At 39.2% G+C, this 18,847-nt stretch carries 16 protein-coding genes; 5 read left to right on the top strand and 11 right to left on the bottom strand.

The window, feature by feature from the left end; all coding sequences use genetic code 11:
• Nucleotides 1-298 precede the first annotated feature (298 nt).
• Nucleotides 299-1,969: a DUF2813 domain-containing protein gene (locus tag CW745_RS09245; protein WP_101108370.1), complete on the top strand. Its 1,671-nt coding sequence runs from the start codon at nucleotides 299-301 to the stop codon at nucleotides 1,967-1,969.
• Nucleotide 1,970: 1 nt separating this feature from the next.
• On the opposite strand, the gene CW745_RS09250 is transcribed toward CW745_RS09245, so the two are convergent.
• From CW745_RS09250 to CW745_RS09270, 5 genes are all read right to left on the bottom strand, one after another.
• Nucleotides 1,971-2,378, bottom strand: a complete 408-nt coding sequence (locus CW745_RS09250; protein WP_193755574.1) for an META domain-containing protein — start codon at nucleotides 2,376-2,378, stop codon at nucleotides 1,971-1,973.
• 1 nt (nucleotide 2,379) lies between these two features.
• A complete protein-coding gene (locus CW745_RS09255) occupies nucleotides 2,380-4,539 on the bottom strand; it encodes a RelA/SpoT family protein (protein ID WP_101108372.1) in 2,160 nt (719 codons plus the stop codon).
• A 209-nt stretch (nucleotides 4,540-4,748) separates the two neighbouring features.
• Nucleotides 4,749-5,591 (bottom strand): deoxyribonuclease IV, encoded by an 843-nt coding sequence (gene nfo / locus CW745_RS09260; RefSeq protein WP_101108373.1) that lies wholly within the window; start codon nucleotides 5,589-5,591, stop codon nucleotides 4,749-4,751.
• Nucleotides 5,592-5,798: 207 nt separating this feature from the next.
• A complete protein-coding gene (hutG, locus tag CW745_RS09265) occupies nucleotides 5,799-6,728 on the bottom strand; it encodes a formimidoylglutamase (protein ID WP_101108374.1) in 930 nt (309 codons plus the stop codon).
• A gap of 90 nt (nucleotides 6,729-6,818) precedes the next feature.
• A complete protein-coding gene (locus CW745_RS09270) occupies nucleotides 6,819-7,367 on the bottom strand; it encodes a DUF4124 domain-containing protein (protein ID WP_193755575.1) in 549 nt (182 codons plus the stop codon).
• Nucleotides 7,368-7,486: 119 nt separating this feature from the next.
• On the opposite strand from CW745_RS09270, the gene CW745_RS09275 reads away from it, so the two are divergent.
• Nucleotides 7,487-7,741 (top strand): DUF3624 domain-containing protein, encoded by a 255-nt coding sequence (locus tag CW745_RS09275; RefSeq protein WP_101108376.1) that lies wholly within the window; start codon nucleotides 7,487-7,489, stop codon nucleotides 7,739-7,741.
• Here the strand turns inward: CW745_RS09275 and CW745_RS09280 are convergent.
• The 5 genes from CW745_RS09280 to CW745_RS09300 all read right to left on the bottom strand — a co-directional run bounded on the left by CW745_RS09280 (nucleotide 7,713) and on the right by CW745_RS09300 (nucleotide 11,990).
• Complete coding sequence (locus tag CW745_RS09280) at nucleotides 7,713-8,813, bottom strand: anhydro-N-acetylmuramic acid kinase (RefSeq protein WP_101108377.1); 1,101 nt, start codon at nucleotides 8,811-8,813, stop codon at nucleotides 7,713-7,715. The two genes, CW745_RS09275 and CW745_RS09280, sit on opposite strands and share 29 nt — an antisense overlap.
• The gene (gene hemN, locus CW745_RS09285; RefSeq protein WP_101108378.1) at nucleotides 8,814-10,181 is read right to left on the bottom strand and encodes an oxygen-independent coproporphyrinogen III oxidase; all 1,368 of its coding nucleotides are present in this window, start codon (nucleotides 10,179-10,181) and stop codon (nucleotides 8,814-8,816) included.
• Nucleotides 10,182-10,208: 27 nt separating this feature from the next.
• The gene (locus CW745_RS09290; protein ID WP_101108379.1) at nucleotides 10,209-10,688 is read right to left on the bottom strand and encodes a DUF2489 domain-containing protein; all 480 of its coding nucleotides are present in this window, start codon (nucleotides 10,686-10,688) and stop codon (nucleotides 10,209-10,211) included.
• Between the two features lie 12 nt (nucleotides 10,689-10,700).
• Nucleotides 10,701-11,255, bottom strand: a complete 555-nt coding sequence (gene yihI, locus CW745_RS09295; protein WP_101108380.1) for a Der GTPase-activating protein YihI — start codon at nucleotides 11,253-11,255, stop codon at nucleotides 10,701-10,703.
• A gap of 132 nt (nucleotides 11,256-11,387) precedes the next feature.
• A complete protein-coding gene (locus CW745_RS09300; RefSeq protein ID WP_101108381.1) occupies nucleotides 11,388-11,990 on the bottom strand; it encodes a c-type cytochrome in 603 nt (200 codons plus the stop codon).
• Nucleotides 11,991-12,111: 121 nt separating this feature from the next.
• On the opposite strand from CW745_RS09300, the gene yihA reads away from it, so the two are divergent.
• From yihA to CW745_RS09315, 3 genes are all read left to right on the top strand, one after another.
• Nucleotides 12,112-12,780, top strand: coding sequence for a ribosome biogenesis GTP-binding protein YihA/YsxC (yihA, locus tag CW745_RS09305; protein ID WP_101108382.1), 669 nt, complete (start codon nucleotides 12,112-12,114; stop codon nucleotides 12,778-12,780).
• Between the two features lie 127 nt (nucleotides 12,781-12,907).
• Nucleotides 12,908-15,091, top strand: a complete 2,184-nt coding sequence (locus CW745_RS09310; RefSeq protein ID WP_101108383.1) for a YjbH domain-containing protein — start codon at nucleotides 12,908-12,910, stop codon at nucleotides 15,089-15,091.
• Between the two features lie 173 nt (nucleotides 15,092-15,264).
• Nucleotides 15,265-16,212, top strand: a complete 948-nt coding sequence (locus CW745_RS09315; protein ID WP_101108384.1) for a hypothetical protein — start codon at nucleotides 15,265-15,267, stop codon at nucleotides 16,210-16,212.
• Nucleotides 16,213-16,863: 651 nt separating this feature from the next.
• On the opposite strand, the gene CW745_RS09320 is transcribed toward CW745_RS09315, so the two are convergent.
• Entirely contained in the window at nucleotides 16,864-18,846 is a 1,983-nt protein-coding gene (locus tag CW745_RS09320; protein ID WP_101108385.1) for an ATP-binding protein, read from the bottom strand.
• Nucleotide 18,847 lies beyond the last annotated feature (1 nt).

The following is an 18,847-nucleotide window of genomic DNA, read 5'->3' on the forward strand; positions in this document are numbered from 1 at the left end:
TCTGTGGCCCATTTCTGTAATGAAGAGTGTGATAACAATCGAATTAAGTACTTAGTGATGTTATTGAGCTAAATTAGCCCCTATACTTTAATAAAGTTGTTCTCATTCTGGCTCTTATAAAAGCCTTGTAAATATTGTGGTCTATTTTTGTGTGATTAATTGTAGTTTAATTTTTATATTTATTTGTGTTTATGATGATTATTATATGTAAAAAAATACAAAACATGATGTAGATCGTGCTTTGTAGTTATCTTATTTCACAGCTATCTGCTGGTATTTTTATCTTAGGGGTAAAGCGATGCTGTTAGAGCATATTGAAATTGTTGGCTTTAGAGGAATAAATCGTTTATCACTTAAGGTTGGTGAGTTAACTGCGCTTATTGGAGAAAATAGCTGGGGAAAGTCGAGCTTATTAGATGCATTATCACTCTTTTTATCTGGAACTCGTAAAAATTATAAACTTTGTAAAGAAGACTTCCATCAACCTCCTAATCCAGAAATCAGTAGTAATAAGCTAATTCACTTGGTTTTTATTTTTAAAGAGCAGTTTTCTGGGCAGTCCAACTTGCGTCAATATAAAACCATAGAAAAGGTCTGGAACAACGACAATGAGGCGCTAAAGTCTATTTATTACCAGATTGATGGTGAGTTAATGCCATCAGGCAATATTAAAACTAGTCGGTACTTTTTAACGGCGCAGGGGGAGGAAAAACAGTTTGCCAAAGATGAACTTGCTGATCTGGTCAGTGAGTTTATCTCATTTGTACCTGTGTTACGTATGGGGGCTGATATTCCATTAGTGATTGATGACGAGGATAAGCTTTCTCTACATAGTAAAAGGGAACGCTTTGAAGCACGGATTAAACATATTTTTCGACGTTTAAACTGTTCATCACAACAATTGCCAGAGCAACAAATGAAGCGTGGTTATGAAGCACTCTCTTATATCTTCGATCATTACTTATTTAAGCGCCATAGTGGTTTTGATTATCATCGTGTTGATTTTGAACATGATATTCATACTCAACAACCCTTTTCATTTAAGGCGATCAGTCATTTCCATGATCTTTTAAAGGAGGGAAATAAAAGCGATAGAGCGATGTTATTGCTAATTCTTGGTGAATTTTTAACGGTGCGTGGTGAACACCTTCTACGCCGTGGTGCCACGCCTATTTTATTGCTCGAAGAACCTGAAAATAACCTACATCCAGTGAATTTAGCGATCACTTGGCGCTTCTTTTCTTTATTGCCTATGCAAAAGCTAGTCACCACCAATTCTAGCCACTTGTTATCATTTTTCCCATTAAGTTGTATTCAGCGTTTAGTACGTGAACAATACTTAATAAAAAGCTATCGCTTAGATAGGGAGCATTACTCCACTAATGATTTACGCCGTATTACCTTCCATGTTCGTATGACACGCCCGCAAAGTATATTTGCACGAGCTTGGTTGCTGGTTGAAGGTGAAACTGAAACTTGGTTATTATCAGAATTAGCTAGATATTGCGGGCACCATTTAGTGATTGAAGGCGTTCAGGTGATTGAGTTTGCACAGTGTGGTTTATCGCCCTTGATTAAGCTTGCGAAAGATTTAAATGTGGAGTGGCACGTGTTAACGGACGGTGATGCTGCAGGGCAGAAGTATGCAGGTCGAGTTCGAGAGATGTTAGGTGAAACTGACTCGCTGGTTAATCGCTTAACAGTGCTACCGGCATTGGATATTGAGCACCTGTTCTTTGATAATGGTTTTGCAGATATTTATTTAAAAGCCGCTAATTATACGGAACAAGATTTGATACGTTTATCGGTAAACAAAGTGATTGATAAAGCGGTTCATCGCCACTCTAAGCCGGGGCTAGGGCTTGCTATCGCAACTGCGGTTGAGGAGCGGGGGGCAGAATCTATCCCACCGCTATTAAAACGTTTGTTTGCGCGCTTGGTTGCAATGGCTCGCACGCAGTCAGGGTAATTTATTTTAATGAATAAGTAAGCGTATGTTTGTCACCGGTGAGCAATAATTGTTGGTCTTTAATGCTTACTTCAGACCAGTTTGATAAAGTGCTACTAACGCTCATCTCAATATCGTTAACTTGAGGCTCACACATTTTTCTTGTGCTTCCCATTTTATCAATCCGCACTTTATTGGTATCGAGTTCGACGACGCCAAAGAAATTATTACACCCTAAATTACCTGATGCTTTCGCTTGCTCATCGATGCTCAAAGTGCTCTCTGTTTCAAGTGTTTTGCCATCAATACTGGTGAGTTGCCACTGTTTCTGAATATCTTTTAGTGCTAAAGGTGCGATGTTATTCGCTTCATTGCTACAGGCAAATAGAAGTGTGCTAACTGATAATAGAGCGATAGATGCAAATTTCATTTTAATGGTCCTCATTATTCATACGACGTTCGATAAAGCGTTTTTTACTGCTTCTTTTGATACTTTTGACGCTTTTTAGTTTTTTAATTTTTTTCATGATGCGCGACAAATGAATACGGTTAATCACGGTAATGGTGACATTAATGGAATAAATATGGTTTGGCAATTCAGTCGTTTGTAAATCTTCTACATTGGCATTACCCTTTGCGATGATATTAAACAGTTCAGCCAAACCCGCTTTATGATTTACCATCATAATATTAAGATCAGTGGAGTATTCATACTGATTCATAAAGTCCATATCCCATTCTACTGGAATATATTTATCGAGCTCATTTTTGAAACCGCTAACGTTATGGCAACCCGTAGAATGAACTACAAGCCCTTTACCTGAACTGCTATGGGCTACAATCTCATCACCTGGTAATGGTTTACAGCAGTTAGCATAGGAGATCATCATATCTTCAGTGCCTTTAATTGCACTTTGGCGATTTTGTTGTTTTAGCTTAGATTCGGTTAACTCTCCCGCATTACCGCGTAAACGGCGTGCAATAAGAATACTTAATAACTTTCCTGTGCCAATTTCATTCAACAGACTATTAAAATCAGTTAAATGATAATCCTCTAATACGCGATCGATATTTTGTTGAGGAATATCGGTGAGATTGGTTTGATTAAGGGCGAGTTTTAACAGGCGACGCCCCTCTGGAATGGATTGTTCGCGAGTAAGCTGTTTTAAGTAGTGACGGATACTTTGGCGCGCTTTATGTGTGGCAACAAAGTTGAGCCAATCGGCACAGGGTTGCTCCTCTTTACCAGTAATAATTTCAATCGTCTGGCCACTCTCGAGCTTAGCGCTTAATAGTGCAAACTCTTTATCTATTTTTACACCGGTACAACGGTGACCAATATTGGTGTGTAGTGCGTAGGCAAAATCAACTGCGGTAGCATGCGCTGGTAATACAATAATTTTCCCTTGTGGGGTGAGCACGTGTATTTCGTTATTGCCCAACTCTTGTTTGATGTTTTCTAGCATGACTAAGGAGTTGGTTGTATTGTCTTCTTGCTCTGTTAAGCCTTGGAACCAGTTACGTGTTTGCAGCTGTGCGGTGATGTTATTATTGCCACCACCCTCTTTGTAGCTCCAGTGTGCTGCAATGCCTTGTTTGGCGACTGCATCCATATCTTCAGTACGGATCTGTATTTCGATATTGACACCATGATGCGTAATTAATGTGGTGTGTAATGATTGGTAGCTGTTGGCTTTAGGAATCGCAATATAGTCTTTAAAGTATTCTAATTTAGGCTGATATAGGTGATGCATTTGGCCTAATACGCGATAACAAGTATCAAGATCTTGTACAACAATGCGGAAGGCATATACATCCATGACATCATGAAATTGGCAACCTTTTTTGCGCATTTTTCGGTATAAACTATAAAGGTGCTTTTCACGGCCAAGCACTGTAGCTTCAATACCAATGCCTTCTAGCTTGGCTGAAATTTCATCACAAATGCTTAGAATAAAGTTTTTACGGTTACCACGTGCTTTAGTGATCGCTTCTTGAAGTACATAATATCGTGCTGAGTTTTGTGCTTTAAAAGCGAGCTGTTCAAGTTCGTTTTTAAGGTGATGTAACCCTAATCGGTCAGCGATGGGGGTAAAAATCTCAAAGGTCTCTTGGGCAATGCGTTGACGTTTATCTAGTCTTAATGAACCTAATGTACGCATGTTATGAACACGGTCGGCAAGTTTAATGAGCATAACGCGAAAGTCTTTTGACATTGCAATCAGCATCTTTCTAATATTTTCTGCCTGAGCCTGTTCGCGGTTTTCAAAATTAACTTTATCAAGTTTAGTTACCCCCTCAACCAAGTCAGCAACACTTACATTAAAGGCATCTACCAGTTGCTGATGAGTCGTCTCAGTATCTTCGAGTACATCATGTAATAATGCAGCAGCAAGGGCTTCGTGGTCTAATTTCATAGACGCTAATATTTCCGCCACAGCAACGGGGTGAGTGATATAAGGTTCGCCACTTGCACGTTTTACGCCATCGTGTGCTACATAAGCATATTCATAGGCGCGCTCGATAAAAGCACACTGTTCTGGGCTCAGGTATGATTGAATGGAGTCGTTAAGTGCTTGGAAAATTGACATTTGTTACCCTGTAATTTGCTTTCTTGCCATGATTAACTCTGCTGTAACCTGTGTTTTATTATCATTATTGCTAAATAATATTGTTCACCTAAGTTGGCATTAGGCCGACACACTGTACATAAAAATTGTTACAGCTTATTTTGTAACGTAAATCATTGTTATTAATTATAGTAAAACGAGTTGCATGAGTTGCAAAGCAGAAACTGCGTTTATTTTGCCCATTCCTTTAATTGTTTAATTTCTTCGGCCCAAATATCAGAGTTAGTGGTTTCAAGCACCAATGGAATATCATTAAACCGAGCGTCTTGCATAATATATTGAAAACAGTCCCAGCCAATCTCACCCGCACCTAATGGTGCATGACGATCAACACGACTGGCAAAAGGCACTTTACTGTCATTAATATGCATTGCACATAAATACTCAAAACCTACAATATCAGAGAATGCTTGAAAAGTTGCTTCACAAGCTTGCGTAGAACTTAAATCGTAACCAGCCACAAAGGTATGACAAGTATCGAGGCAAACACCTACTCGGCTTTTATCATTTACATGTTCGATAATGGTCGCTAACTGCTCAAAACGATAACCTAAATTAGTACCTTGTCCTGCGGTATTCTCAATGATGGCTTTAACACCTTCGCATCGTGCTAATGCCCAATTAATTGATTCTGCCACGCGAACTAAACAATCATGTTCAGTTAGTTTGTTGAGGTGACTGCCAGGATGAAAATTTAGCAATGTTAATCCAAGCTGCTGGCAACGTTGCATCTCGTCTAAAAAGGCTAAGCGTGATTTTTCTAAAGCCTCTGGATCAGGATGCCCAAGGTTAATTAGATAAGAGTCATGGGGAAGTATTTGCTCTGCGGTATATTGATAGCGTAAACAAGCTGCTTTAAATTTTCTGATAGTGTCTGCATCGAGTGGCTTGGCTTCCCAGCGACGCTGATTTTTAGTAAATAGTGCAAATGCAGTTGCACCGATTGCGTAGGCATTTTTCGGGGCGTTAAATACCCCACCCGAAGCACTCACGTGCGCACCAATATATTTCATAAAACAACTCCTTAATACTGACACCAAACGAAATAAATAGCCTCTCTATTTTACTGGTTAAAATAACTTATCTCTTCGTAAAAATTATCGTAAAGGGAACAATTATTTACATCAAATTTCGCCTTGAACTAAGCCACTTTTCCTGCGCAAAATTTAGAGTACATACTTAACTCGATTGGTATTATGTATTAAGTATAGCAAACTGGTTTATTGAATGATTAAATTAATCAATCTGCTCGCAATCTGTGCGGTATGTTTATCTTGGTCATAGGTTGGGTTGTATTCGGCAACACAGGATATTTTGATTTTATCTGCACTATGTTTTTTGATGATGTAAATAAGGTGTTCAATCATATCGAGTTGGACACCGTAGGCATTTGGAAAGCTAACACCTGGTGCAACATAAGCGGGTAAAACACTGAGGTCAAAACTGATGTACAGGGCGTCTAAATGATGCATGAAGCTTTTTATTTTTGCCTCGAGTTGCTCTACATGTAACCAGCTCATTTTGGTGTCGTAAATATATTGTGCGTGGTGGACGCGTGCATGATTGAAGACAGACTGGGTATTGTATTGTTTATTAACACCTAGGCAAAGGTAGTTAAATTCGCGATCATTTTCTTGGCAGTATTCAGCAATCTGAGAGAAGGGGTTGAGTGAAGTAAGTTTATCGAGTTGATTCATGCCTAAAAAGGAGGAAAAATTAATGATGCCAATACGGCTATCTTGTGGCTCTGTTTCACACAGTGCAAGGAAGTTACCATAGGCCATTTCATGTCCGCCACCGAGTACCATCATGGTGTGTTTTTTACGCATGAAATGGGCCAATGCATTTGCTAAATCACGTTGTGCTTTTTGCAAATCAAACCATTCACAGTTGAGATTGCCTGCATCGTAAACATGTTGATCTTGATTAAGGTGCCAAGCGATATTTGCTAAGCTTTTACGAATGAACTCTGGCCCTTTAGTTGCCCCACTTCTGCCTTTTGCATGACGTATACCGAGATCACAAGGAAAGCCAAATAAACAGATGCCAGCGGGGCTGGTTTCTTTGTATTCTTCTACTTTGTCATGCCAGCGAAGATTAAAAGCACCGTTACCTTGCTCGGTGAGTCCTGTCCATATTTTATTTGTCATTGCTATTCCTTAATCGCATCTATTTTAATAGTGTAGCTAATAATGTTAGTGACATAATATAGTTGTTTTAAGGATGTGAGCTATGCCGAATTAGTGCCGTTCTAGCCAAAACTCCTCTTCATTGAAATTGACGAGAATACGATTTTTTTCATACTCATAAACTTCTGCACTATTTTGAATGGAGACAAAACCTGAACTTTTCTCGCCATTATTCGTTTCAGCTTTAAAGGCGATTGAAAGCAGTATATCTTCATACTCTAGTTCCCATTGACCTGTATATAGGAGATCAGATTTTTCATTAAGCGTCTGTTTGATAGAGAAAAAACCATCATCTTTAAATATCCACTCTTGTTGTTTTTTGGTACTTTTACTATAACCGACCCAGCGACTAATTAAAAAAGGCTTAGAAAGTTTGTCATTGGCAACTGTTACTGCTGGCTTGGCCTTTTCAGCAGCTTTTTCTGCAACAATTTCCGACTCAGGATCTTTTTCAACACTAATGGTTTTAATGTCATTGGTTGGCTTCGTTGGTTTGGTTTCTGAAAAATGAGTTACTCCATTTTCATCTTTCCAAGAGTAAATCTCTGCAGAGAGTTGGGTGGTAAATAGGGCTATTAAAAGCGTAATAAAAAGGCGCATATCCATTGCTCGTTTGAATAATCAGAAGAAAGATGTTGGCAGAATAGTAATTATCTTTTTTAATGGCAAGATAATTACTAATAATAGGTCAATAACCTATAAAAAATGAGAGGGGTGACATGGCCTGTAAAGATTGTGAAAGCAATATTTGGAAGCAAAAATTGGGACGTTGTAAGCGCTGTATGTGGATTAACTTTATTTTATTGTTAACTAGTGCTCTAGGTAGTTATTTCATGTTTCAAGCAGAGCCCAAGTCAGTGCAGAGTATTGCGCTATTTTTCACACTCTTTTGTAGTGGAATATTGATGTTGCTACATAGCATTGCATGGTTGTATTACTATTTTACTAAGGCAAGTAAACACAACCTAAAATAGCGTCTTTTTGTGCGCCGGTAACCGCTTTTAGTGGAATTGGTTTTTCCAGTAAACGTTGCTCCGCAAGCCAGGCAAAGGCAATGGCTTCAACATACATCGGATCTACATTTAAGGCATGGGTGTCCTGTACCTTATGCATCGTTAATTGTTGTTGTAAACATTGCATAAGCAAAGGGTTTAATGCGCCACCGCCACATACAAAAACATCGCCACTATCACTGTGTTGTTTTATCTGATCAGATATCGTTAGGGCACTAAACTCGAGTAGGGTACGTTGTATATCTACATCGCTGGCATCAATACCATTGAGCTGTGGTATTAGCCAGTTCAAGTTAAATTTTTCACGTCCAGTGCTTTTAGGGGCGTTGAGTGTAAAATACGGATCAGCTAATAGTTTAATGAGCAAAGGAAGGTGAACCTCTCCCTGTAATGCAAAGCTTGCTCCTTTATCAAAGCTATGACCTAAACATTTATCGACCCAAGCATCCATTAGCATATTACCCGGGCCAGTATCGTAGCCTAAGACGCTATTATCTGCGCCTAAGATGCTGATATTGGCAATACCACCGATGTTTAAAATGGTGCGTTGTTCGCCCTGTTGTGAAAATAGTGCTTGATGAAAAGCGGGAACCAATGGTGCACCTTGACCGCCATAGGCCATATCCATACGTCGAAAATCACTGATACAGGGAATGCCTGTTTTTGCTGCAATAATATTGGCGTCACCAATTTGCTGTGTAAATGGCATCGCACTTAACGGGCTATGGAAAATAGTCTGTCCGTGGCTACCGACCGCACTGATTTGTGACGCTTGCATACCTGCTTTGTGAAGTAATTGATTAACGGCATCGGCACAGGTGAGTGCAAACAGGTGGTCTACTTCACCGAGGGTTTGTAGGTCAGTGGCTTTATTACTGCAAATCGTCAGTAGCTGCGCTCGAAGTTGCTCGGGTAAAGTTGGTGCTAAGCCGGCTATTTGTTGCAAACCTTGCTCGGTGCGCTGGGCAATGACGACATCAATGGCATCAAGACTGGTGCCAGACATGATGCCAATATAGTAATTACCTATCATCTATATCACACGTGAAAACTGTTGCTGGCGCACTTTGTTGCGCAGATAAACATCAAAACACATACAAATATTACGAATCAATAGGCGTCCTTTCGGTGCAACGGCAATCTCATGATCATCGATATTGACAAGTTGATCATCAATAAAACACTGTAATAGTTTAATATCTTCTGCAAAGTAATCGCTAAAGTTAAGTGAGAATTGCTGTTCAATCTGCTTAATATCAAGTTTAAAGTTACAAATGAGCTTTTTAATGACTTCACGACGAATTAAGTCATCTTCATTGAGAGAAACACCTCGCCATTGTGCATGGCCCATCTCTTCAATTTGTGAGTAATAGGTTGATAGCTTTTTCTGGTTTTGCGAATAACTATGGCCAATTTGGCTGATTGCAGAAACCCCCATGCCTAATAGATCGGCATCTTCCTGCGTGGTATAACCTTGGAAGTTGCGATGTAAAACCCCTTGCTGCTGTGCAACGGCCAGTTCATCGGTTGGTTTGGCAAAATGATCCATGCCGATAAATTGATAGCCTGATTGGGTTAAGAATTCGATGGTATATTGCAACATTGCGAGTTTTTCTGCAGGTGCTGGCATATCATCTTCATTAATTTTACGTTGTGCAGCAAAGAGTGTGGGCATATGCGCATAATTAAAAATAGAAAGGCGAGCGGGATCAAGGGCTAATACTTGCTTAAGTGTATTGGCAAAACTCGCTTTGGTTTGTAATGGCAAACCGTAAATCATATCTAAATTGGTTGACTGAAAACCTTGCTCACGAGCACGCGTTAGCAACTTTTCAATAAACGCTTCATCTTGTTCGCGGTTAACCGCTTTTTGTACTGCTTTATTAAAATCCTGAACACCTAAACTGAGGCGATTAAAGCCTTCATTAGCGAGGTGATCAATGGTGGATAGTTCAATCTCTCGCGGGTCGACTTCAATACTGAGTTCTGCATTCGCTTTAAATGTAAATGCTTTACGCAACATCGCCATTAAGCGAGTGATTTGATGCGGTAATAAAAAGGTCGGCGTACCACCTCCCCAGTGCAGTTGTGATACTTGGCGATGTTGAAAGTAGGGCGCTTGAATCTGTATCTCTTTTTCAAGGTAATCTAAGTATTTATCTGCTTTTTCTTGGTGACGTGTAATGGTTTTATTACATCCGCAGAAATAACAAAGTTTATGACAAAAAGGGATATGGATATACAGCGAGAGTGGCCGTTCAGGATAAGTGTGAGTTGCTTTAATCAAATCTTGGTAATTAAAGCGCTCATCAAACTCTAGCGCAGTTGGATAAGAGGTGTAACGCGGGCCACTGTAATTATATTTTTCTATCAGCGCTTGATCCCAAACCAGCTTTTGCATCGATTTCTCTCTTTTAATGATAAAACTTTATAGTGAAAAATTTTCTAGAGATTGTGCTTCTTTAAGAATTGCCTCTTCAAGATCATTTTCGAAAATATGTCGTTGTTTATCTTGTTGTTTTAATGTCTTCTTATCCATGCTTTTACGTTCGGCATGGGTAGCAAAATCTTTCACTTTATCAAATAGCTCTGATATTGCTGGATAGCGCTTATCAATATCTATTTTAGGCTCAACGAGTAGCGTTTCTAATAATACGCTTAAACGTATTGCAGCTTCAGAAACGTTACACTGTTTTTGTGCGGTAGCGCGTGCGATGAAGCGGATGCTTTCACAAATATTATCATTGCGCTGTTGTTTCTTTAATGCGACTTGTTGAGCTTGTTCTGCTTTCGCCTGTTCAAGTTGATGCTTTTGTCTTTTAATACGATTGAGTAACATACCCGCATAAAATGCCAGTGCGATAATAATAAGGCTGGCAAAAACCGCCAGTAATAATTGAAAGTCCATTTTATCCTCTTTTTATTTAAACTCGTCAAGCGCTGAGCTTGCAGCTTCAAACTGCTGAATCAGATCTTCTTCACCGTCATCATCTAACCAACCTAGTTGTTCCATTAGTTGTTGGTGGCGTGCCATCTGCTTATCAACCCATGAGTTATCAATCGCAGAGATCTCTTCACCATTATCTAATTGTTCAAGCAGATCATTCAAACGCTGATCATTTTCAATTTGATTGAGCTCTTTCTCAGGTGAAATTTTCTTTTCGACAGTGCTTTTAATCACTTTTGCTTTAGGCTGTAGCAGTTTTCTTGGTGCTTCAACTTGCACCTCTTCTTGTCCCGCTAGCGAAACGGCTTTTTTACTGCCAACACGCTTGTCGTTTATCGCTTTTTTAGCATTTTGCTTTTGTGTCTGTTTAGACTCTAAAACATTTCGAGCGCCGGCTTTATTGCCTTTTAATTTAGCTTTTCGCTTACGTTCACGCGCTTCTTTTGCGCTTGCTGAGGTTTCTTTGCGGTTGCCGTTGAAAGCGGGTTCTGAATTTCCTGCAGTGCGACTTTTTTTAATACGAGACATTGTTATACCTTAAATAATGGGTGATCGCCGAAGGATCAATACCTGCGAAGAATAGCAGATTTTAATTTTTAACGCATAAAAAAAAGGCGCCTCACTCATTAAGAATGAAGCGCCTTTTTCATTTTATCTGCATTAATGTAATGCTGAGATATATTTTGATAATAATTCAATATCAGCATCAGTTAATTTTGCTGAAATATCCACCATCATGCCATTTGGATCATTGTTACGTGCTTTGCTACGGAACATTTCAAGCTGTGACTTAATATAAGCTGGGTGTTGATTTGAAATTTTAGGAAATTTTGCCAGCTCTAGCCCGTTTCCGCGAGGTCCATGACAAGCGACACAGCCAGGAATACCACGTTCAATATCGCCACCCATATAAAGATTTCGGCCCGCTTGTGCAACTTCAGGTGAAACGGTTTCTGGTGTTGGCGTTTGCGCTGCATAATAAGCAGATAAATCTTTCATATCTTGTTCTGAAAGCGTTGCTACCATGCCTGCCATAATGGCATTATTTCGTTCACCACTTTTGAATTGTATCAGTTGCTTTTCAAGGTAGCTTTTATGTTGACCGGCAAGTTTTGGATAAAGATCTGATGGAGCATTGCCATCTTCACCATGACAAGCAACACAGGTCGCAGATTTTGCTTTGCCCGCTTCGATATCTCCCTGTGCAAATGCCAAGTTAGAGAAGCCAAAAAGAGCAATTAACGTCACCAATAATTTATTCATAACTATCCATTTATTAAAGTATGTCCAAGCGTGTTATGATACACGCAAAAATAATGACCGTAGTTTACACAAGTTTAATAAAAGTAACAATTTTGCTACAAGGCTAAAAGCGAGGCATATCTTGGAATTTCCAAAAATACATTTTCAAAAAGCGCATTTTTTAATTAGTGCGCCAGATATTCGTCATCTAGACAAACATCTGCCCACTGAATCAGGCATTGAAGTTGCTTTTGCTGGCCGTTCAAATGCAGGTAAATCGAGTGCATTAAACCGTCTGACACGTCAAAAAAGTTTAGCGAGAACGAGTAAAACCCCCGGGCGTACTCAGCTAATCAATGTGTTCGAAGTTGAAAAGGGTAAACGACTTATCGACCTTCCCGGTTATGGCTTTGCAAAAGTGCCATTGGAGATGAAACTAAAATGGCAAAAATCACTTGGGGAATATTTGCAAAATCGAGAGTCATTAAAAGGGTTAGTGGTACTAATGGACATTAGGCACCCTTTCAAAGATCTCGACCAACAGCTCATTTACTGGGCTATTGACGCTGATATTCCTGTACTTGCATTGCTGACGAAAGCAGATAAATTAAAATCTGGTGCACGTAAAGCGACGCTACTTAAAATGCGTGCAGAAGCGAAAAATTTTGAAGGTGATGTTCAGGTTGAACTGTTTTCATCCTTAAAGGGTATTGGTGTTGATGTACTGGAGCGAAAAATTGCGCATTGGTATGCACTGGATGATCAAGCACAAGTTATCGAAAGTGAATCGCAAGCTAACGAAGCACTTTAACTTTTTAACTCATACCATTGATAAAATGTGAGTTTAAGCTCACGTTTTATCAATTATATTAATTTTTGTTTCCTTTTTTTCATACTTGCCTATTCTCCTATCTTAACTACTTTCACAAGGACGTTTTATGCGCTTCATATTATCTGGGCTAATACTCAGTTTTTTCTCTTTTAATACCATTAGCGTTTTTGCGACCACTAATAGCATGGCGCAAACTGGTTTTACTGGTTTATTACGCATTCCCCATGCAGATGCACTTCCCTTTGGTGATTTCTCTATTAATTATCAGTGGGAGGATAATATTGACTATGAAACTCCCTACGCCAGAGGAGCACATAAAACGATCTTAATGGGGGTTGGTTTATTGCCTGGTTTGGAATTTACGGTACAAAATACACATAAACAAATTAGTGATGGCCCTGGTTGGAGTGGTACACACTCTAGTGACCTCTCTTTTTCGGCAAAATATGATTTCAAGCCATTTTTGCCTGAAAACTGGTTTAGCTTAGCTGTCGGCGTCCAAGATTATGGTGGTGCAGCGAGCCATCATAAAAATGCTTATTTGGTTGCATCTAAATCCTTATTTCCAGCTACCTATTACCACTTTCGAATAACTGCTGGTTATGGTCAGGGCGATGTAGGTAACCAAATGGGAGCCGATTACTTGCAAGGTGCCTTTATGGGAGTTGAATGGCAACCATTACCCTGGCTACAGTTTATGGCTGAACATGATGGCACCGGTATGAATGGTGGCCTAAAACTATTTAGCGATGACAATTGGCTGCCTTATGGCTGGAAAGCCAATCTCACCTATCAACTTTACTCTGACTCATTAACTGCCAATAGAGACAATCAGTGGGTCGGTGTTGGCCTCACATTACCGATTGTTATTGGGGAGTCGGCGACTCGATATAGTCCACAGGGTATCGACGAATTTGCTTCTGTAGAGCAAGAGCATAAAAAACATGTTTCTGATAAAGCGGATACGAATACTTTTAAGGAAGCGAAAACGGTTGCTACCCTCCCTTCTGCAGAGCGGTTATCAGATAGTACGTTGAGTGATAATGAGGCGAAGCAGGTTTTGAAGGTATTGGTTGATTATGGTTTTGAAAATGTGCGTGTTGGCTGGTCTGGTGATGAGTTAGTCGTCGCTTTAGAGAATAATCTTTTTAATTGGAATGAACTTGATGGAATTGGTGTCGCATTGGGGTTAATCGTCAGTAATAGTGATGCAGAGTTTTTCCAGCTACAGCTATTAAACAATCAAATATTGGTTACTAATATCAAGGGTAACAGTGAGCAATACCGCACATTTTTGGCGCAGTCAGAGGAACAACGGCTTCTAGAGCATGGTTTGATTATCTCCAGTGAAAGCTCGAAAGATATAGATTGGGCTTCTGAACGCCAAGCATCAAGTCACTTTGTACCTCGTTTTATATTTTCACCCCACCTTAGGTCGGCAATGGGGACTGAATTTGGTGTGTTTGATTACTCCTTAGCGCTGAGCAGTAATATACAGATGTCGCTATGGAAAGGTGGCGTAGTTGATGTACGCCACCTTTTACCAATAGCTCACTCTGACAGCTATGCGGATGGTGAATACTTTGCAGGAGGACGCCATGAGAGTGAAGTTGATCGTATTTTATTTCATCAAGCTTTTGCATTACCTGCGAGCATCACTACGCAATTTAGTGGTGGACAGATTTATAAGAATTATATTGGTTTATTAAATGAATCACGTTGGCAGTCGCCACAAGGGACGCATCGCATCAAAACAGAAATAGCTAATTTTGAACATAGAGATAACGATTTTAGCTATCAGCCTTTACTCGCTTCTTATCGCTACTATTTTCGTCCTCTAGACGTCGCACTTGAAGGGACGGTTGGGCAATATTGGTCGGGCGATGTTGGCGGGAGTGTTAGTTTGAAACAATGGTTTGGTGATATGGCTGTCAAATTAACCTACCAAAATACTACTTGTGACCGCAGTAGAAGCGAGTATTCATGTTCACGTGATGGTTATGCTGATAATCATGAGTATGCTGGCCTGAACTTTAGTTTCCCATTTGGTACGCGTAAAAATGCTTCACCAAGTATTGGATTACAGGTAAAAACATTAGAGCAGTGGGCATATGGTTATCGCTCACGTATCAACAACCATGCTAATTATATTGGCGGTAATCGTTCTGCAACAACTAATCTACAATATAATATTGATCAGCAATATTATAATCGCGATCGGTTGTCAGCGACGTATATTCAGAGTCATGGTCAAAGGTTACGTGAGAGTTATCTCAAATATATAAAATAAACAGTAATTATGAACGAAATACTGGCAGATGAGTGAGTAGTAATTATACTCATTTTTATTTTAAATAAATCGGATTAAAAATAATCAATTATATGTATTTTATGCGCGTAATGAGCGTTATACTAAGTAACGATTACTTTTTATACTAAACATGGAAATTAAGGACATTAATAATGAGATTCAATAAATTAGTTATTGCGATGGGTTTAGCAACGGCAACATTAGTAGGCTGTGGTGGCAGTAGCGATAGCCCTGAGCCAACAGAAAATGTAAATAGTATTACCGCTATTGACGGTTATATTGTGAAAGGCAATGTAGAGCTTAAATGTAATGATGAAACCTATACTGGAAAGACTGATATTAAAGGTGTAGCTAAAATAGATATTGTTGATGAAATGATTGAAGATTGTGCTGTTAGTGTTGTCGGTGATGATGATACTTACGATTTTGATAAAGGCGAAGGAAGCTCTTGGAAGCATACAATGCGTTCCTTAAAAGGACAGCGAGTTATAAACCCTTATACTGATATCGCAGCTACTCTAGCAGACGATCCTACTAATGTAGGTAAATCTACAGAAGAGATAATGGGACTGGTGATAGATACATTAGGTCCTGATGCAGCTAATATTATTGGCGACTTTGATATTTTCTCTGATTTTGGTGCCAATACAACAGGCTCTAATGAAGCGCAAAAGGTACGTGTACTTGCGGAAAGTACCTTTGCAGTAACAATTAAAATTGCTAGCTCTTTAGAGGGCAAGGATACATTAGCGAACAGGCTTGCTTTATTTAAAAAAGTTTTACCTGTTGTGACCAAAGCAACTTCTGATGCTATCGATATTACATCAGATTTAGGTAATATTGTCTTTGTTCCAGTAGTTACCATCCCCACTATTGAATTTAATGACGATGGCGGAATTGATGCAGATAAACTAGCTTCGATAGTTATCCCACCAGTAACAATTGATAAAGTTGTGAAGCCTAAACCAGTTTCTCCTGTAACTACGCCAACGCCAGCAGTAACGCCAGTGGTAACGCCAACGCCAGCAGTAACGCCAACGCCAGCAACAGGTACAGGTACAGGGACAGGCACAGGTGGTGATGATGTTAACCAAGGCTAACATCGTAATAATGATGCCTCGCAAGTAAAGCGTTCTTTATTTGCACTAAAAAACCGATGCTTTAAAACATCGGTTTTTTTGTATCTGCCTTTTAGGTAAATAGACTAATCATTTAACCTAAATTCTGGTTAATGAAATATTTATGGCCTTTAAAATCATGATGTTACTGCTTATATAATACAGCGTCTCAGTTTTGCGTAGTTCAAGGCAAATTATCGTCGCAATAACTGGTTATTGGTAGATGATTTAACGCCAAAATTCGCGGAAATAGTGGTGTTGACAGAACTGAGGTTAAGTTATTGTAGATGAGATAGATGGCTACACCTTGCTATATTAGTTCGCTATCGTTATCAATGGATTGGGTTTACCAGTAGAATGAGGAAAGTAATCATTCTTGCTTGTAAAAATCATCCCTCAGTACATTGTTAGTCTTGAAGTTTTTTCAAGGCTCTCGCCTAATTAGTGATGACTTTTGCTATGCAATCACTGCACACTATTTTAATTCTTTTGGCATGACTTTATTGCCTATAAAGGTGGATAAAGAACCATTAATTATGAATACCATTTAATGGTTCTTTAATATTTACTGCTAGTTTATTGCTTGTATGGGATAAGGTAACGCCTAATTATTGCTTTCGACTGCTTTTTCTCTTAAGAATCCATGGTCTCTTTATAGGGAATAGCCATTTTAAAGTGTGCGCCAGATTCTCCCGCTACATACTGTATGTCACCTTTAAACAGTTGATTGACGATATTATAGACAATATGAGTCCCTAACCCGCTTCCCCCTGAGCCTCGCTTAGAGGTGACAAAAGGATCAAAGATTCGATCAGCAATATCACTTGGTATACCTTTCCCTGTATCTTTGTAATCGATATACAGTGTTGATTCACGTAGTTCTACATTGATGTAAATATCTCGTTTTCCACTCCAATCTTCAAATCCATGAATGATGGAATTGATAATTAAGTTTGAGTAAATCTGCACAAAACTACCAGGGAAACTATAGATAGAGAGATCTTCAGGGCAATCAATAAACACATTACAACGAGCTTGTTTAAGCTTGTGTTTTAGTGAGGTCACCACTTGATTCACATTTTCTTCTAGCTTGAAGGAGTAACAAGCCTCACTTGATTGATCTACGGCTACTTGTTTAAAGCTACTGATTAAATCAGCAGCACGTTTAAGGTTACTGTTTAACAAGCGACCAGATTCACCTACTCGACCAATTAAATCTTCCACATAGCTACGTGAAAGAGTGTTGCTGGCTAGCTTTTCACTTAAGTGGTTGATCTCTTCCTGTAAAAAAGAGGCTGCAGTAACACTAATGCCGATCGGCGTATTTATCTCATGAGCAACGCCTGCAACTAGCCCGCCTAGAGATGCCATTTTCTCCGATTCGACTAGTGTTTGTTGAGTGCGTTTTAATTGTTCTAATGTTTGCGTGATCTGCTGATTACTATCTGTTAGCGCTGCAGTACGTGTATTTACTTTTTCTTCGAGCTGATCATTAAGTTTTTTAATTTCTAATTCGACCTGCTTTTGTGAGGTGATGTCATGACCAAAACCGATTAAGTATTTAATTTTCATACCATCGTAAAAAGCAGAGAAGGTCCATAATAGGGTATTTACTTCACCCATCTGATCGTGCATCTCAATCTCAATACTATGAATCGGTTCGTTCTGTGCTAGCTTACCTAACAGTTCCTCTCGGCGATCTGGCAGTACAAAAATATCTAACCAATTCTTTTTATTTAGCTCTTCTTGACTATACCCGGTTAAAATAACGGCTGCAGGGTTAATCGTTGATATTCTAAAGTCTCGGTCTAAGCAACAGATAACCGTGCTCGATGAGTTAATGATGGTTGCTGAGAAGTCTCGTTCTTGTTGTAGTTCTTCAATTGCTATCTCTTTATCGGTGAGTTCAGCTACAATACGCTTTTGCATCTTATTAAGCAGGTAAACCAACTCATCTAATTCATCGCTTGAACTGGATATATGATGACTTCGCCCTTCTAAAATAAGATCTTTATTGTGGCTACTGAGTTTAATGTTACGTGTATAAAGTGCGATTTTATTAACATGGCGAATTACCATGTAATAGATAATAAACAGAATACAGATCGAAACCACCATGGTTTTGATGGTTTGACTGATCAATATTAATAATGATTTTTCAATTAAACGGCTGTAGACCTCCTCTAATGAGGCCGCCACAAAGAGTGTGCCGACGATTTCGCCTTGATAGGTCAGGTCAAACTTTTTGCTAATATCGAATTTTTCTTTCAGTGTACCCTGCTCAACTAATGGCACCTCAGAATTACCTAATACTTCATGAATTAATACATACTGCATATCCGAAAGGTTCATGATCCCTTCTATCTGAATTTGAATCTGCTCTTCATCAAGGTTCCATAAACTAGCCGCCATAGGTTGCAAAAAGCTTGATTCAATTTGGTTAATGCTGGCTTCAATTTTTCCAACATCTTGTTGAAAATCCCACATTAATTGAATCAGGGTTATTACGATAGCCAGTGCTGTACTGCATAATAAAATATATGAGAGCAGGCGAGTAGAAAGACTATTTTTAATTTTCAGGGGTTTAAAAAGTGAGAAAATGCTTTTTACTTTCATT

The organism is Psychromonas sp. psych-6C06, from assembly GCF_002835465.1.
Classification (GTDB): Bacteria; Pseudomonadota; Gammaproteobacteria; order Enterobacterales; family Psychromonadaceae; genus Psychromonas.

What these genes read in the sequence shown, in the direction of transcription:
- CW745_RS09275 (WP_101108376.1), top strand. Translation starts at nt 7,487, where the DNA reads ATGGCCTGTAAAGATTGTGAAAGCAATATTTGGAAGCAAAAATTGGGA.
- CW745_RS09255 (WP_101108372.1), bottom strand. Translation starts at nt 4,539, where the DNA reads ATGTCAATTTTCCAAGCACTTAACGACTCCATTCAATCATACCTGAGC.
- CW745_RS09310 (WP_101108383.1), top strand. Translation starts at nt 12,908, where the DNA reads ATGCGCTTCATATTATCTGGGCTAATACTCAGTTTTTTCTCTTTTAAT.
- yihI (WP_101108380.1), bottom strand. Translation starts at nt 11,255, where the DNA reads ATGTCTCGTATTAAAAAAAGTCGCACTGCAGGAAATTCAGAACCCGCT.
- CW745_RS09320 (WP_101108385.1), bottom strand. Translation starts at nt 18,846, where the DNA reads ATGAAAGTAAAAAGCATTTTCTCACTTTTTAAACCCCTGAAAATTAAA.
- CW745_RS09315 (WP_101108384.1), top strand. Translation starts at nt 15,265, where the DNA reads ATGAGATTCAATAAATTAGTTATTGCGATGGGTTTAGCAACGGCAACA.
- CW745_RS09280 (WP_101108377.1), bottom strand. Translation starts at nt 8,813, where the DNA reads ATGATAGGTAATTACTATATTGGCATCATGTCTGGCACCAGTCTTGAT.
- CW745_RS09300 (WP_101108381.1), bottom strand. Translation starts at nt 11,990, where the DNA reads ATGAATAAATTATTGGTGACGTTAATTGCTCTTTTTGGCTTCTCTAAC.
- hutG (WP_101108374.1), bottom strand. Translation starts at nt 6,728, where the DNA reads ATGACAAATAAAATATGGACAGGACTCACCGAGCAAGGTAACGGTGCT.
- CW745_RS09245 (WP_101108370.1), top strand. Translation starts at nt 299, where the DNA reads ATGCTGTTAGAGCATATTGAAATTGTTGGCTTTAGAGGAATAAATCGT.
- hemN (WP_101108378.1), bottom strand. Translation starts at nt 10,181, where the DNA reads ATGCAAAAGCTGGTTTGGGATCAAGCGCTGATAGAAAAATATAATTAC.
- nfo (WP_101108373.1), bottom strand. Translation starts at nt 5,591, where the DNA reads ATGAAATATATTGGTGCGCACGTGAGTGCTTCGGGTGGGGTATTTAAC.
- CW745_RS09290 (WP_101108379.1), bottom strand. Translation starts at nt 10,688, where the DNA reads ATGGACTTTCAATTATTACTGGCGGTTTTTGCCAGCCTTATTATTATC.
- CW745_RS09270 (WP_193755575.1), bottom strand. Translation starts at nt 7,367, where the DNA reads ATGCGCCTTTTTATTACGCTTTTAATAGCCCTATTTACCACCCAACTC.
- CW745_RS09250 (WP_193755574.1), bottom strand. Translation starts at nt 2,378, where the DNA reads ATGAAATTTGCATCTATCGCTCTATTATCAGTTAGCACACTTCTATTT.